The organism is Gemmatimonadota bacterium (genome assembly GCA_016720805.1).
Classification (GTDB): domain Bacteria; phylum Gemmatimonadota; class Gemmatimonadetes; order Gemmatimonadales; family GWC2-71-9; genus Palsa-1233.
In genome coordinates, this window is sequence record JADKJZ010000014.1 from 889,072 (window position 1) to 904,362 (window position 15,291).

The following is a 15,291-nucleotide window of genomic DNA, read 5'->3' on the forward strand; positions in this document are numbered from 1 at the left end:
TGAGTTGCGCTCCTGCTCCTGCGGAACGAGCTGGCGGGATCGATGTCTCAGCCACAGTGCTCGATGCCCGCACGAGTGTCCCCGCCTCTGACAGTCTCGTCAGCCGCGCCCTCGGTTCCGCCGAAGTCATCGACCGGCCGTGGATGATGGGCGTGGTCGGAGATCTTGTCGTCGTGACGGATCTTGATCCGCCGCACGTCCACCTGTTCGATCGCGGTACGGGTCAACATCTGAAGTCGTTCGGTGCGGCGGGAGAGGGCCCAGGTGAATTCTCCAATGGGCCGTCCCTGCTCCGTGCGGGCCTCCTGAGGGACACAATGTGGCTCCTCGACGGGCCTCGCCGTCGGCTCACCGGTTATCCGGTGGGATCGCTCGTTGGCGCCAATCCCTCCGCCGGGGCGCGGATCGTGAATCTGCCAGCACTCATGCTGCAGAGTATCGACGGCCCAGACGCTGAGGGCCGGTTCTTCGCGACCTCCGATGACCCGCGTGACGGGATGCGGTTGATGCATCTCTCGGGGCAGAGTGGAGCGGTCGTCAAGTCCGTCCCGATCGATGTTGGCGACCTGCGGCCGTCGCCGGAGTATGTGCCACGCGCCTACTCGCATCGCGCCTGCTTGCAGGGAGACGCCAAGGGACTCTATCTGGTGTATCGGTATGCCGGGCGGATTGATTGGATCTCCACGGAGACGGACCAGATTCAGAGTGTGGCCGTGCCATTCCGCTGGCTTCCGTTTGTTTCTCCCGACACGATCAATCCCAAGCTGGTCACCTTCGGAGGGAGTCGCCCTCTCGTTCGCAGGGCATACAGCGACTGCTATGTCACAGCGGACCGTTTCTATGCGATGTACAGCGGTCGGCGTCGGGGCGAGCAACAGAACCCCTCACCGAGGGCTGAAGTGCACGTGTTCGACCTCGCCGGGCATCTGCAGAGGGTAGTCGTTCTCGATCATGCGGCCAACGTGTTTGTGGTGACGCCGGACAACGGCGCGCTCTACAGCATTGCAGAAGAGTCCGGCGGATCGGTGATTCGAGTCTCGTCGCTGCGTACTGCCGTGGGGACAGCTCGACGATGATGCCTGGCACCAGGCGATCTGAGCGACGCATCGATCTGGGGGCATGCCAACGCTGCGCCAGGTGCGACCCAGCCAGGAGCCGTGGGTCCACCAGTGCACCCTACCGCACCTCAAACCTGACCCGCTGCTGCACCAGCTGCCGCACCGCTTTCCCGCGGATCGTCGCGGGCTCGAAGCGCGCGCGCAGGATCGCCTCGCGTGCGGCGGCCTCGAAGCCGTAGAGCGTGCTGCCGATCACCCGCACCGACTCCGGCTCGACCTTCCCATCGGCGTTCACCACGAACTGCAGCGTCACCTCGCCGGCGACGCCCGACTTCCGCAGCGCGGGCGGATAGACCGGCTCGCCCCCGCCGAGGTAGTGCACCGGGACGTCGACCTCGAGCGGCGAGAACTGGCCCGAGCCGATCGCCCCCGGGTCGCCAGTGGCCCCACTGCCGATCAAAGGCTTCGCCGGACCCTCGGTGCCAGTGCCAGTGAACCGCGAAGGGTCGAACGACTCGCCCAGGTCGACCGGCGGGATCCCGATCGGGATGTCGATGGGTGCCGTGACCGTCTCGAAGGTCGGGCCCGCCGGCACCGCGCTCGACGATGGCGCCGCGGGTGCCGCATGCACCACCTCGGCGGGATCGATCGGGCGGATGTACACCGCCGTGCTGTCGACCAGACGCGCCCGTACCTCGGCGGCCGCACCCTGCGTGGCATGGACCGCGCCGACGAGCAGCGCGCCGTGGACGGTGAGCGAGAAGAGGGTCTGACCGAGCGAACGCTCGGTGGCGGGCTGCGATTCGATCAGCGTGCCGAACATCGGAAACCTCCGTGCAGGGGTGGGACCCGGTGCCTCGGAGATCAACATCGCGCCTGGAGTTGTCGCTGGTGTGGGGCGCCGATGACAAAGCGCCGCCCCCCAGATGACGGGGTGGCGGCGGGAGGATTGCATGGGGATGACAGGAGGGGCTGAGTGCATTCGCCGCCACGCAGGTCCCTCGCTGCGCTCGGGATGACAAGCCTTGGGGTGGGGCATCGATCATCGATCATCGATGATCGATCATCGTCGTTATCGGCAGCCCGGCATCCGAAACGCCCCGATCCTGCTCGAGTAGCTCGTGGCACCGGGCCGGTAGTAGTCACCGACATACCAGATGGTGCAGTCGTCGACCGGGTCGACGGCGGTCTGGGAGTAGTCCTCCCAGCGGAGCGTGTTGGTCTGCGATCCCTCGCCGCGGACCATCGTGGCTTCGCGGAGGGTGAGGACGCCGAGCGGGTCGGAGCGGCGGCGGCCGGCGAAGCGCTGCTCGGGGAACTGCGTGGCGCTGCCCGCCGAGTAGCCGATGCCGATGTTGCCGAACTTGTCGATCGCGGGTGACGGCAGCCAGCGGTAGGTCGCGTCGGGCGCGAAGGTCCCCTGCTGATAGAGCGCGGGCGCGCGGTCCTTACCCAGCCGGAATTCATACCAGCGGACGCCACCCGCCCCGGCCGCGGTGTTGATCGAGTGCGTGGCGACGACGGACTCCACGTTGCCGATCCGCCGATAGACCACGCGCGCCATCAGCTTGTCGCCCTGCGCGTCGAGCCGCCGATCGACGCCCGGCTGCGGCACGCAGTTGGTGAGCTGCCCCCCGCACAGATAGGCGTAGGGCGCGACTGCGATCTTCGTCGGGCCGTCGAGCCGCGTCTTGCTCGGGTCGTCCCAATCGACATGGAACTGCCAGGCGTAGATGCCGTCGTCCTGCAGGACCCCCTTGAGCTGCGTCCCGCCCGCGGCGAGCACCAGGTTCGGTGCTCCCGCTGGCGGCAGTTGCTTGCCGTCGAGGTCGACGTTGTTGAGGAAGTTCACTCCAGGCACGACGACGCACTGCTCCGTCGCTGGCTCGCCGCGCAGCATCCGCGCCCGATCAGCAACACACGTGTGCTTCTCGATCACGTCATCGCCCGTGGAGCTCGGCAGGTAGTAGCCGTCAGGCCAGACCGCCGGGCGCGGATAGTCGGGGAAGAGCGGCCGCACGAACTCGTAGCGATAGTAGGAGCCCATCGGATCGTTGCTGGTGCTCACCGCGTAGCACATCGCATAGGCGCCGCTGTCACGCGGTGCCACCGGGCGCGCCGCACCGGGAGTCGCCACCGGAGCCGGAGTCGGCGGGGGCGGTGAGAAGAGCGCCTCCGCCTTCCCGGGCTGCCCCGGGCGGCCGATCACGCTCCGCTTCGCGACGCCCGGCGCCGGTGGTGCCTCATCATCGGGCCGCCGCGGCCCGCGCGAGAAGATCGGGGAGATCACCAGCCACCGGTCCGCCAGCTGGTCGTAGCGGACCACCGCGTCGCCGCTGTTGCGCTGCTCGCAGAGCCCGCCGAAGCCGCGCCACACGGTGCGCGTCTCGACCGGGCCATAGAGGACGCGCCCCGTCTCCGGATACTTCGCGCCCGCCTTCGTGAAGACGGCCATCCGCGAATTCACGATCTGCACGATGTGGTCAGGACCCACACCGAGCGAATTGTCGGACGGGTTGCGCAGCGTGGCGGTGCCCGTGGGTCCGCTGAAGCCGATGCCGAGGCCGTCGAAGGAAGCGATCATCCGCGCCGCAGGGCCGCTGCCGTGCGCCGTCTGCTCGACGCCGGCCGCGCGTTGCGGCATCGCCATCGTCGCGTCCTGCACGCGGTCGTCCTCATCGTCATCCTCATCAGGCGGCGAGAGGCCGCGCATCGGGGCACCGAGTTCGTCGACCTCCACCCGTGCGATCACATCCCCCGCGAGGATCCCCTCGGCGACGTCGAGTCCCGCGATGACGTCGCCCGCCGTGGTGTATTCGTGGTCGAGGATCGGGTTGTCGGCGAGGTTCAGGTAGAGTTGTGCGTCGCCGGTGTCGCGGCCGCGTGCCGAGATGCCGATGGTGCCGCGGAACTGGGAACGCAGCGCGAGCTCGTCGCGCATGAAGGGGCCGTCGCCGACGTATTCCGAGGCGTCGCCACCGCCACCCTGGGTGACGAAGTTGGCCTCGACGCGCTGGAAGACGTGGCCGTTGTAGAAGCCCTCGCGCGCCAGCCGGAGGAGCCGTGCCGTGGTGGCCGGGGCCTCGCCCGCAAAGAGGCGGATCGTGAACGAGCCGCCGCCGCTCGACGGCGCCATCGTCACGATCAGCCGCGCCTCGCCCTGCAGCAGCAGTTTCGCGAGCGGCTCGGTACGGATCGGGAGCGGCTTCGTGGCCGGGGCGATGGTCCGCCCCTGCCAGCGCGAGAGGATCGTCGCGGCCGAGACCGCGACGGTGCTGTCGAAGTCGGCGGCGTAGCGGAGGATCGCGCGAGAATTGTCGATCGTGCCCAGTTCACCGATACGGGCGAGCAGTGCGATGCGGGGGTCACGGGAGGTCTCGCGCTTCTCGAACGAGATGCGGTCGAGCGCGGCGATCGCGGCGGGGACGACGCGCGCGTCCTTCGAGCCGTTCAATGCCGTCGCCGCGGCGAGCACGACTTGATAGCCCGGCGAGGCGAGCGCGGCGATGAAGAGCGAGTCGGCGGCGTGGCCGCTGCTCCGCGCCAACGCGGTGATCGCAGCTTCCTGCACGTTGTGGTCGCGGTCGCCGGCGAGCCGGCGCAGGAGCGCCACGTCCCGCATCGTGGCGGCGGCGGCCGTCGCCGCGAGTCGCTCACCCCAGATGGTGCTGCCGACGAAGCGGTCGAGGTGGGGCCGTGCGGTGGCGCTGTCGACGCGCGCGAGCGTCATCAGCGCGTGGGCCGCCTTGTGCCAGCGGTGGTCGGGGGTGGTGGTGGCGATCGGCGTGGTGAGCGCGTGGAGCAGCACCGGGACGACGGCGGCGCGGTCGGCGCACGGCGATGTGAGCGAGTCGATCGCGGTGAGCGCCACCAGGAGGTTGCGATCATCCACGAGGCCGAGGATCGGGGTGCAGTTGGCAGGCCGGGTCGCAAGCCGCGCGGCGACGATCGCGCCGACCCGGACAATCGGCGACTTGTCCTTGGTGCCGGCGTCAATCGCCTCGGCGCGGCGCCCCTCGGGAAGCGCGGTGACGCCCGAGAGGGCGATGCGGCGCACCTGTTCGTCGGCGTCCACGAGGCCGGTGGCCACGATCACCGAGTCGAGGCCCTGCGCCAGGATCAGCGTCGTGTAACTCAGGCGCCGCGCGGTCGGATCGGGTGAGCCCACGGCGGCGCGACGGATCGCGAAGATCGTCGGCATCGCCATCGGCCCCACCACGCGCCGCCCCTGCGCCAGCTTGAAGAGCCCCTGCATCATCTGCCGCGTCGCCGTGCGGTTGATGCGTGCCACGATCGCCGCCTCGGCGGCGCGCGCCTCACTCGAGTCGCCGTACGGGAGGCGACCGATGGCGGCGGCCAGTGCATCGATGACGGTCGGGTCCTGCTCCTTTGCCAGTGCCGCGCCCAACGCCAGCCGGGCGCCTCGCACCGAGATGTCGGTGGTGTCGGCGGCGAGCGGCCGGCGAGGGACGCGCTTGAGGCTCTGGGCCAGCCCGGTGGCCGCCTCGCGACGGACGGCCGGGACCGGGTCGGCGAGCAGCGCGGCGAGGCGCTTGCCGAACTCGGGGCGCTGGAAGCGACCGAGTCCGCGGGCGGCGACCCGACGGAGCAGCGTGTCGCGCCCCTCGAGCGCGGTGAGCAGCGGTGCGATGCCGTCGGCACCGGTGCCGCGGTGGTCCTCGGCGACGAGCAGCCGCTGCAGCGCGGCGGTGTCGGGGCGGGCCGCCTGGGCCGCGAGGAGGACGGGGGCGGTCAGCAGCGCGGCGACGAGGGGGAGCTGGGGACGCATCGGGGGTCCGGAGGTAGGGGAGAAGTGCCTTGAATCTGGGGCCGAGTCGCCCGGTCCGGTACACCCACCTGTCATCCCGAGCGAAGCGAGGGACCTGCGTGATGGCGTTTTGGCCCATCCTCGACCACGCGGTTCCCTCGCTTCGCTCGGGATGACGGGGCTCCCCATCTGGTGCCCCGGCGGGTCGGAACGTATTCATTCGGGCTGTCGGACACCCCCGGCGATCCCCGAAACAGATGACGGAGGCAGGATGTCGCGCTTCTCCTTTGCGGCTGGCCGCGTGGCCACGCTCCCCTTCGCGGCGGCCCTGCTGCTGGCCGCCCCGCTCTCGGCGCAGGGTCCGACCCAGCCGATCGACGTGGAGTACACCGCCAAGATCAAGGAGTACCTGACCGACGCGCGGATCTCGACCGAACTGGTCGACCACCTCCCCGCCTCGAGCACGGTGCCGACACCGCTCAAGTTTCTCGGCCGGATCGTCGGGACCCCCGGTGAGCTGACCTATGCCAAGGACATCCACCGCTACCTCGCCGCGGTCGCCGCGTCGACGCCGCGCGCCAAGTACTGGACGATTGGCAAGACCGAGGAAGGGCGCGACATGGTGGTACTGGCGATCGCCGACAGCGCGACGCTGGCGCAGCTCGACCGCTACAAGGGGATGCTCAAGGAACTGACCGACCCGCGCCGCACCACCGAGGCGCGCGCGCAGGAGATCCTCGGCACCGCGAAGCCGATCTACTGGCTCACCTCGGGGATGCACTCGCCCGAGCGCGGCGGCCCCGAGATGCTGATGGAGCTGGCCTACCGGCTGGCGGTGGAGGAGACGCCCTTCATCCGCGAGATCCGCGACAACGTCATCACCTTCATCACGCCCGTGATCGAGGTCGACGGGCGCGAGAAGATGGTCGACACCTACTACTACAACAAGAAGTACGGCGCCGACGGCAACCTGCCGCTGATGTACTGGGGCAAGTATGTCCAGCACGACAACAACCGCGACGGGATGGGGCAGTATCTCGAGCTGACGAAGCACACCACGCGGACCTTCCTCGAGTGGACGCCGACGGTGCTCCACGACCTGCACGAGGCGCAGACCTACCTCTATTCCTCGACCGGCAGCGGGCCGTACAACGAGGCGGTCGACCCGATCACCGTCGATGAGTGGTGGGTGCTGGCGAAGAACGACGTGATGGAGATGACGAAGCGCGGCGTCCCGGGTGTCTGGACCTACGGCTTCTACGACGGCTGGACCCCGAACTACATGTTCTTCATCGCGCACACGCACAACGCGATCGGCCGCTTCTACGAAGTGCAGAGCTACGGCCCGGACAACTATGTCCAGCGCACCGGCAACACCACGACGTCGCGCGAGTGGTTCCGGCCCAATCCGCCGCTCCCGATCATCAACTGGGGGCCGCGCGCCAACGTGAACATCCAGCAGTCGGGCGTGCTCTTCTCGCTGTCGCGGATGGCGAAGGACCGCCGGCTCTTCCTGGAGAACTACTGGCTCAAGAACAAGCGCGCGGTGGAGCGTGGCAAGACGGGGCCGATCAGTGGCTGGGTGATTCCGGCGGGGCAGCACGCCGCGGCGAATGCCGCCGAGGCGGTCAACGACCTCCGCACGCAGGGGCTGGAGTTCAACGTGGCGACCGCGCCGTTCAAGGCCGGGCACGTGCAGGTGCAGGCGGGCGACTGGATCGTCCGCGGCGACCAGCCATACCGCACGATCGCCGACATGTACTTCTCGCTCCAGAACTTCGCGATCTCGAATCCGTCGCCGTATGACGACACCGGCTGGACCTTCCCGCTGATGCGCAACATGACGATCCTCCCGGTCGGCGACGTGGCGTTGCTCGCGGGGCCGATGGCGCCGGTGACGGCCGACGTGCGTGCGGCGGGTGGCATCACCGGCAAGGGAAGCGTGGTGGCAATCCCTGCCAGCCGCGACAACGCGCTGGTCTCCTTCCGCTTCAAGCTCGCCAAGGTTCCGATGCGCGCGGCCGATGCCGCCTTCGATGCGGGTGGCAAGCACTTCGAGGCCGGCACCTTCCTGATCCCGAATGCCCACCGTGCCCAGCTTGACGCCGTGCTCAAGCCGCTCGGACTCGCCGCCGTGGCGCTGCCGGCGATGCCGAAGGTCGCGATGCACGACCTGGACCTCCCGCGCATCGGCTACATCCACTCGTGGACGCGCACGCAGGACGAAGGGTGGGTTCGCGCGGCGTTCGATCACTACGGCGTGCCGTACGACTACTTCGGCGAGCCGATGGCGCGCGCCGGCAACCTGCGCGCCAAGTACGACGTGATCGTCTATCCGCACGGCGGCAGCGGCGTCGGGCAGGCGGTCGCAGCCGATGGCAAGCCGCTGCCCTACCGCGCGACGAAGGAGTTTCCGTCGCTCGGCTATCCCGATTCGAGCAGCGACATCCGCGGCGGCCTCGGCGCCGATGGGATGAAGGCGCTCTACGAATTTGTCCGCGAGGGCGGCACGCTCATTACCGAAGGGAGCACGGCCCCGCTCTTCGCCACCAGCGGGCTGCTGCCGGCCGTGAAGGTGGAGCAGGGGATCGCCCTCTTCGCGCGCGGCACCATCCTGCGTGGCGTGCTCGCGGACCGGAAGTCGCCGCTGACCTATGGCTATGAGCACGGCGAGGTGCCGGTGTATTTCAACTCGAGCCCGATCCTCAACGTCGGCAACCTGCCGCCCGTCGCGCTGGTCGATGGCCCGGCCGGTTCACCGGGCCGCGGTGGGTCGATCACGCCGATGGCGTTCCCGCTGGTGCTCTCCGGCTGGGATCCGGACAAGACGGGCCTCTCCTATGGCGCGCTGCCGCCGAAGGCGGAGGCACCTGCTGGCGCGCCGGCTGCTGGCCGTGGTGCAGGCGGTCGTGGTGCGGGCGGCGGGCCGGGTGGCCCCGGCGGTCGCGGTGGTGTCGGTGGTGCCGCGGCGTTGAGTGGCATCGCGGTCGACTCATCGGCCACGGCGCGCGTCGTCCTGGCGTTCCCGGCGAAGGCCGACCAGATGCTGCTCTCCGGCACGCTGCAGAACGGCGAGCTGCTCGCCAATCGCGCGCAACTGGTCGATGCCTCGATCGGGAAGGGCCACCTGGTGATGTTCGCCATCCGCCCCTTCTGGCGCTGGCAGACGCAGGGCACCTACTCGCTCGGCTTCAACGCCCTGTTGCACTGGAACGATCTGGGGGTGGGGCGGTAGCGCGTAGGAAATATCTCGACACGGCACACGGGGGCGCAGCATGCTGCGCCCTTACACAAGGCGCTCCTCGTGGGCGCGTGCCTCCGCTCGCTCTGCTACTCGTGGTCGCGAGCGCGGCGTTCCTTCTTGAGGGCGCCGCGCTTCTTCTTGTCGTCGACGCGCCGCGCCTTCGAGGCCTTGGTGGGCTTGGTCGCCTTGCGCTTCTTCGGCTCGATGAGGGCGGCCGCGACCAGCTCGGCGAGTCGCTCGAGGGCGGTCTCGCGGTTCTGGAGTTGGGAGCGACCCGCCTGGGAGACGACGCGGATCTGTCCGGTGGAATCGAGGCGGGTGGCGAGACGCCGGAGCAGCGCCTCCCGCTGATGGTCGGTCAGGGTGGGCGATTCCAACACGTTCCACACCACCTCGATCCGCGTCGAGGAGGTATTGACGTGTTGCCCGCCGGGGCCGCCGCTCCGCGAGGCGCGGAAGAGCAGCTCCTCGCGGGGAATCGCGAGGGCGGGGGAGACCAGGAGGGGTTCGCCGTCGGCCATCCCGGAGGCTAATCGCCCCGGCCAGAGGGCGGCAGAGGGGGGCCGGAATTACGTTTCCGCCATGCGCTGCCTCGGTCGGATCATTCTCCTCGTGCTGGTCCTGCTCCTCGTGGGGGCAGGATGGCTGTATCGCGACGAGATCTGGCGCTGGGGCAACGACGTCGTCCACCCGCTCGACAAGGCGCGGCGCACCGGGCACCCGTCGCCGGCGGCCGAGGCGCGGGCGCTGGGCAAGGTGGACTCGCTGCTCAAGAGCCAGAGCGATTCGATCATCCTCTCGGCCGACGAGATGGCGTCGCTGATCGCCGTCGGCGCCTCCTTCCTGCCGCGCGAACTGCTCGACTCGATCTCCGTGGAACTCGGCGACCGCACCATCCGTGTGCGCACGCTGGTCAATTCGGCCAAGCTGCCGCCACGAGTCCTCTCGATGCTGCCGGTGGCGCCGGAGCCGTTCGAGGAAGTGATTGCCACCGGGACAATGACCCCTGCGCGCGCGGGCGTGGCGGAGTGGAAGATGGAGCAGGTGCTGGTCCGCGGACTGCCGGTGCCGAGTGACCTGACGGCGAGGTTGATTGCCAAGGCGACCGGGCGGCCGAGCGACGGCCGGCTCGAGATCTTGATGCCGCGCGGCGTGACCGGCTTCCGGGTGCGGCCGGCCGGTGTGGCGATCTATCGTGATGGGGCGGGGCGATGAACGGTCGGATCCTGGTGGTGGATGACGAGCGGTCGATTCGCGACATCCTCGCGCAGGTGCTCGGCTATGAGGGCTACGAGGTGGCGACTGCCTCGTCGGGTGGCGAGGCGCTCAGCAGCTATCGCACCCGTGCCGCCGACCTGGTGATTCTCGATGTGAAGATGCAGGGGATCGACGGGCTCGACACCCTCGCGCAGCTGCGCCAGCAGGATCCCGAGGCACGGGTGGTGATGATCTCCGGCCACGCCACGATCGCGACGGCGGTGCAGGCGGTGAAGCAGGGGGCGTTCGACTTCCTTGAGAAGCCGCTCGATGCGGACCGACTCTTGGTGACGGTGCAACGCGCGATGGAACATCGGCAGCTCGTCGGCGAGAATGCCCGGCTGCGCGAGGGACTCGCGCGGGCGACCGATGCCCGGTTCGCGATGGTCGGCGCCAGCGAAGGGCTGGGGCGGATCCGCGAGCTGGCCGCGCGCGTGGCGCCCACCAACGCCCGCGTGCTGATCACCGGCGAGAACGGCAGCGGCAAGGAGCTGGTGGCTCGCGCCATCCACGACGGCTCGGCGCGCGCCAAGGGGCCCTTCGTCGAGGTGAACTGCGCGGCGATTCCCAGCGAGTTGGTCGAGAGTGAATTGTTCGGCCACACCAAGGGGGCGTTCACCGGCGCGGTCGGCGAACAGCGCGGCAAGTTCGAGGCAGCCAACGGTGGCACGCTCTTCCTCGACGAAATCGGCGACCTCGCCCTCTCGGCGCAGGCGAAGATTCTCCGCGCGTTGCAGGAAGGGGTGATCGTCCGCGTCGGCGATTCGAAGGCGATTCCGGTGGATGTCCGCGTGATCGCGGCGACCAATCGCGACCTCGACGGCGAGATCCGCGAGGGCCGCTTTCGCGAGGACCTCTATCACCGCCTCAACGTGATGCCGATCCAGGTTCCGCCGCTGCGGCAACGGACCGAGGACATCCCCGCGCTGGTGTCCCACTTCGTGGCGGTGCTCGGCGGCGGACCAGGGATGGCGCCGAAGCCGTTCACCGGTGGGGCGCTGCGTCGGCTGCAGCGTCGGCGGTGGCCGGGGAATGTCCGGGAACTGCGCAATGCGGTCGAGCGACTGTTGATTCTCGCCACGGGGGCGGAGGTGACCGAGGACGACATCGACCTGGTCCTGCCGGTGGAGTCGGCGATTGACCCGACGCGACTGGCGGCGGAGGCGGCCGACAAGAGCTTCGGCGAATTCCGCGACGCCGCCGAGCGGGCCTTCCTCGAGGCCCGGCTGCAGGAGCACTATTGGAATGTCGCCGAGACGGCGCGCGCGCTGGGGATGCCGCGCTCCAATCTCTACACCAAGATCGAGAAATACGGCCTGCAGCGGGAGCGCCAATGACCGGACCGCGTGACTGGGACAAGGAGATGGCGGAGATCGACAAGTTGATGTCGTCCGATCGCCCGGCACCGCCCGCCGCACCGGGTGCCTCACCGCCGGCGCGCCAGGCGAGCGCCGCACCGGCAGCCGCTGCGCCGCGCGCCGCGGCACCGACTGCCTCACGCGGGCGCGACACCGTCTTCGTCTGGTTGATCGCGATCCTCGGCGTGCTCGGGGCAGTGGCGCTTTATTACTGGCCCTACAACAAGACCTGCGGCACCTGGCTCTACGGCTACCTGATCGGCGTGGCTGCCGTGGCGGGGTGTGGCCTGATGACGATGCGCAGCTCGTGGGCGCATCGGCGGGGGCTGGCGCATGCCGTCGGCCTCCTGACGTTCCTCGCCGGCCTCGCCTTCGCGGCCGCCGAGATTCTTCCGCGCACCGGCTACGCAGCCGAGTCGCGCACCTGGACCTGTCCCTCCTGACCAGACGAGTTATGGCCAAGACTTTCAAGAACTTCATCGCCGGCAAGTGGGTCGCACCGACCACCGGGCGCTACATCACCAATCGCAATCCGGCAGACACGACCGACGTCATCGGACGCTTTCCCGATTCCGGTCCGGCCGACATCGCCGCCGCCGTCGCTTCGGCGAAGCTCGGCTTCGAGCAGTGGTCGCGCACGCCGGCGCCGCTCCGGGGCGATGTCCTCCGCCGCCTCGGCGACATCCTCACGGACCGGAAGGATGAGCTGGCCGACGCGATGACGCGCGAGATGGGGAAGGTCCTCGCCGAGACCGGCGGGGACGTGCAGGAAGGCATCGACACCGCGTACTACGCCGCCACCGAAGGGCGTCGCCTCTTCGGGCACACGGTGCCGTCGGAGCTGCGCCACAAGTGGGCGATGAGCGTGCGTCGGCCGATCGGCGTTGCAGGGCTGATCACGCCGTTCAACTTCCCGATGGCGATCCCGACGTGGAAGATGTTCCCCGCGCTCCTCTGCGGAAACAGCGTGATCCTCAAGGCCTCCGAAGACGTGCCGCACTCGTCGCACCTGCTGGTCGAGGCGCTGCTCGAGGCGGGACTCCCACCGCAGGTGATCCAGCTGGTGCACGGTGGTGGGGCGGCCGGTGCGGCGCTGGTCGAGCACCCGGACGTGCCGGTGATCTCGTTCACCGGGTCGACCGACACCGGCTCGAAGATCGGCGAGATCTGCGGCCGGATGCACAAGCGGCTCTCGCTCGAGATGGGGGGCAAGAACGCCCAGATCGTGATGGACGACGCCGACCTCGATCTGGCGCTTGAAGGCGTGCTCTGGGGCGCCTTCGGGACCACCGGGCAGCGTTGCACGGCCACGTCGCGGCTGATCATTCACCGCAAGGTCCACGATCGCTTCGTGGCGCGCCTGGTGGAGGCCGCCGAGAAGCTGGTCCTGGGCGACGGCCGCCACGCCAAGAGCCAGGTCGGGCCGCTCATCCACGAGGCGGCGCGCGAGAAGGTCGAGCGCTATGTCGAGATCGGCAAGGCGCAGGGGGCCGAACTGGCCTGCGGTGGGGCCCGTCCGCGGTCGCCGCGCCTCGCCAACGGCTACTTCTACAAGCCGACGGTCTTCACCAACGTCAAGGCGGGTTCGCGCCTGGCGATGGAAGAGATCTTCGGGCCGGTGCTGAGCGTGATCAAGGTCGGTTCGTACGAGGAAGCAGTGAAGGTGAACAACGAGGTGAAGTACGGCCTCTCGTCGTCGATCTACACCCGCGACGTCAACCGCGCCTTCCGCGCCCTCGAGGACCTGCAGAACGGGATCACCTACGTCAACGCGCCGACGATCGGCGCCGAGGCGCACCTCCCGTTCGGCGGCGTGAAGCAGACCGGCAACGGCCACCGCGAGGGGGGCTGGGAAGTGTTCGAGTTCTACTCCGAAACGAAGGTCTGCTACGTCGACTTTTCGGGGACGTTGCAGCGGGCGCAGATGGATACCTACGAGTAAGCGAACGGCGAATGGCGAGCGGCGAACAGCGTGATCCGGGCTACGATCCCTTCCCGCTGTTCGCCGTTCGCGGCTCGCTGGTCGCCGGCTACTTGCATCCCCGTCCGGCCCACTATACGCTTCCCCCAACTCCCATTTCCACTCCGAAGTTCCCTGCATTTCTGCGGTGCCCGAGGTGCGTGTCATGCGGCCATTGCGAATTGGCAACGGGCCCAGGGGCGGCGGGTCCGATGAGGGCTCGTTGGACCTGTACCTGCGCGACATCAGCCGGTATCCCCTGATCACTCAGGCGGACGAGGTCGCGCTTGCCCAGCGCATCCGCCGCGGCGATCAGGAAGCGCTCGACACCCTCGTCCGCAGCAATCTCCGCTTCGTCGTCTCCGTCGCCAAGAAGTATCAGAACCAGGGCGTCTCCCTCGCGGACTTGATCAACGAGGGGAACCTCGGCCTCATCCGCGCGGCCCACAAATTCGACGAGAGCAAGGGGATCAAGTTCATCTCCTACGCCGTCTGGTGGATCCGGCAGGCGATCCTCCAGGCATTGGCCGAGCAGTCCCGGATCGTGCGGGTACCACTCAACCGGGCCGGCGAGCTGCATCGGATCGGCCGCCGCACCTCGGCGTTGCAGCAGGAGCTTGGCCGCGACCCCACGGCGGGCGAGATCGCCGAGGGGATGGACATCGACATCGCCGAGGTGGAGCGGACGCTGCAGATCTCCCAGGCCCACATCTCGCTCGACGCGCCAATGACGCCGGGTGAGGACAACAAGCTGATCGACTACCTCCCCGACGCCGCCGAGCGGAGTGCCGACGCCGCCACGATGGAGCACGCGCTCACCGAGGGGATCGAGACGGTCTTCAAGAGCCTCCGCGATCGCGAGGCGAAGATCCTTCGGCTCTATTTCGGCCTCGATGGCCCCGATCCGATGACCCTCGAGGAAATCGGGGCGATGATGGGGATCACCCGGGAACGGGTCCGCCAGATCAAGGAAAAGGCGCTGTTGCGGCTGCGGCATGCGGGGGAGCAACAGGCGCTGGATTCGTTCTTGGGATGATGGATGATGGATCATGGATGATAGATGATGGGAATCGCTCCATCATCCATGATCCATCATCCATCATCCTTGCGAAGTCCCTGGCAATCCTCTAGCCTCCCTCCATGGCCGCCAACCCCTCATTCGACATCTCGACCGGCGTCGAGATGCAGGAAGTCGACAACGCCGTGAATCAGGCCGTGAAGGAGATCGCCCAGCGATACGACTTCAAGGGCACCCACTGCACCATTGAGCTCGACCGCGAGAAGGCGACGATCGCCCTCGCGGCCGACGACGAATTCAAGATGGAGGCGCTGGTGGACACGGTCCGCTCGCGCCTCATCAAGCGTGGGGTGCCGGTCAAGAACCTCGATCTCGGCGAGCTGATTCCGGCCACGGGGAGCTCGGTGCGGCGAGTGCTGACGCTCGCGCAGGGGATCCCGACCGAGGAAGCGAAGAAGATCCAGCGTGCGATCAAGGACGCCGGCTTCAAGAAGGTGCAGGCGAGCATCCAGGGCGACGAGCTTCGGGTCACTTCGCCGTCGAAGGACGAGCTCCAGTCGGTGATTGCCTTCCTGCGCGGCGCCGACTTCGCGGTCGAACTCCAGTTCGGCAACTTCCGCGGGTGACG

The 15,291-nt window shown here is 68.6% G+C and carries 11 protein-coding genes; 8 read left to right on the forward strand and 3 right to left on the reverse strand.

The window, feature by feature from the left end:
• The first annotated feature begins 56 nt into the window (after window positions 1–56).
• Window positions 57–1,076 (forward strand): hypothetical protein, encoded by a 1,020-nt coding sequence (locus tag IPP98_14375; GenBank protein MBL0180283.1) that lies wholly within the window; start codon window positions 57–59, stop codon window positions 1,074–1,076.
• Window positions 1,077–1,176: 100 nt separating this feature from the next.
• Here IPP98_14375 and IPP98_14380 read toward each other — a convergent pair whose 3' ends face one another.
• Together IPP98_14380 and IPP98_14385 are read right to left on the reverse strand one after the other, a co-directional pair.
• Window positions 1,177–1,881: an energy transducer TonB gene (locus IPP98_14380; GenBank protein ID MBL0180284.1), complete on the reverse strand. Its 705-nt coding sequence runs from the start codon at window positions 1,879–1,881 to the stop codon at window positions 1,177–1,179.
• Between the two features lie 249 nt (window positions 1,882–2,130).
• Entirely contained in the window at window positions 2,131–5,847 is a 3,717-nt protein-coding gene (locus IPP98_14385; protein MBL0180285.1) for a peptidylprolyl isomerase, read from the reverse strand.
• A gap of 250 nt (window positions 5,848–6,097) precedes the next feature.
• Between IPP98_14385 and IPP98_14390 the strand changes: the two genes are divergently transcribed.
• The gene (locus IPP98_14390) at window positions 6,098–9,061 is read left to right on the forward strand and encodes a hypothetical protein (GenBank protein ID MBL0180286.1); all 2,964 of its coding nucleotides are present in this window, start codon (window positions 6,098–6,100) and stop codon (window positions 9,059–9,061) included.
• Between the two features lie 95 nt (window positions 9,062–9,156).
• Here IPP98_14390 and arfB read toward each other — a convergent pair whose 3' ends face one another.
• Complete coding sequence (arfB, locus tag IPP98_14395; GenBank protein MBL0180287.1) at window positions 9,157–9,591, reverse strand: aminoacyl-tRNA hydrolase; 435 nt, start codon at window positions 9,589–9,591, stop codon at window positions 9,157–9,159.
• 61 nt (window positions 9,592–9,652) lie between these two features.
• On the opposite strand from arfB, the gene IPP98_14400 reads away from it, so the two are divergent.
• The 6 genes from IPP98_14400 to IPP98_14425 all read left to right on the forward strand — a co-directional run bounded on the left by IPP98_14400 (window position 9,653) and on the right by IPP98_14425 (window position 15,289).
• On the forward strand, window positions 9,653–10,285 hold the full coding sequence (locus tag IPP98_14400) for a hypothetical protein (GenBank protein ID MBL0180288.1): 633 nt from the start codon (window positions 9,653–9,655) through the stop codon (window positions 10,283–10,285).
• Window positions 10,282–11,664, forward strand: coding sequence for a sigma-54-dependent Fis family transcriptional regulator (locus IPP98_14405; protein ID MBL0180289.1), 1,383 nt, complete (start codon window positions 10,282–10,284; stop codon window positions 11,662–11,664). Before IPP98_14400 ends, IPP98_14405 begins: the two co-directional genes overlap by 4 nt.
• Window positions 11,661–12,128 carry a hypothetical protein gene (locus IPP98_14410; protein ID MBL0180290.1) on the forward strand — a complete coding sequence of 156 codons (468 nt, stop codon included), beginning with the start codon at window positions 11,661–11,663 and terminating at the stop codon, window positions 12,126–12,128. Before IPP98_14405 ends, IPP98_14410 begins: the two co-directional genes overlap by 4 nt.
• An 11-nt stretch (window positions 12,129–12,139) precedes the next feature.
• Complete coding sequence (locus IPP98_14415; protein MBL0180291.1) at window positions 12,140–13,627, forward strand: aldehyde dehydrogenase family protein; 1,488 nt, start codon at window positions 12,140–12,142, stop codon at window positions 13,625–13,627.
• A gap of 184 nt (window positions 13,628–13,811) precedes the next feature.
• Window positions 13,812–14,681, forward strand: a complete 870-nt coding sequence (locus IPP98_14420) for a sigma-70 family RNA polymerase sigma factor (protein ID MBL0180292.1) — start codon at window positions 13,812–13,814, stop codon at window positions 14,679–14,681.
• Between the two features lie 104 nt (window positions 14,682–14,785).
• The gene (locus IPP98_14425) at window positions 14,786–15,289 is read left to right on the forward strand and encodes a YajQ family cyclic di-GMP-binding protein (GenBank protein MBL0180293.1); all 504 of its coding nucleotides are present in this window, start codon (window positions 14,786–14,788) and stop codon (window positions 15,287–15,289) included.
• The last annotated feature ends 2 nt before the right edge of the window (window positions 15,290–15,291 follow it).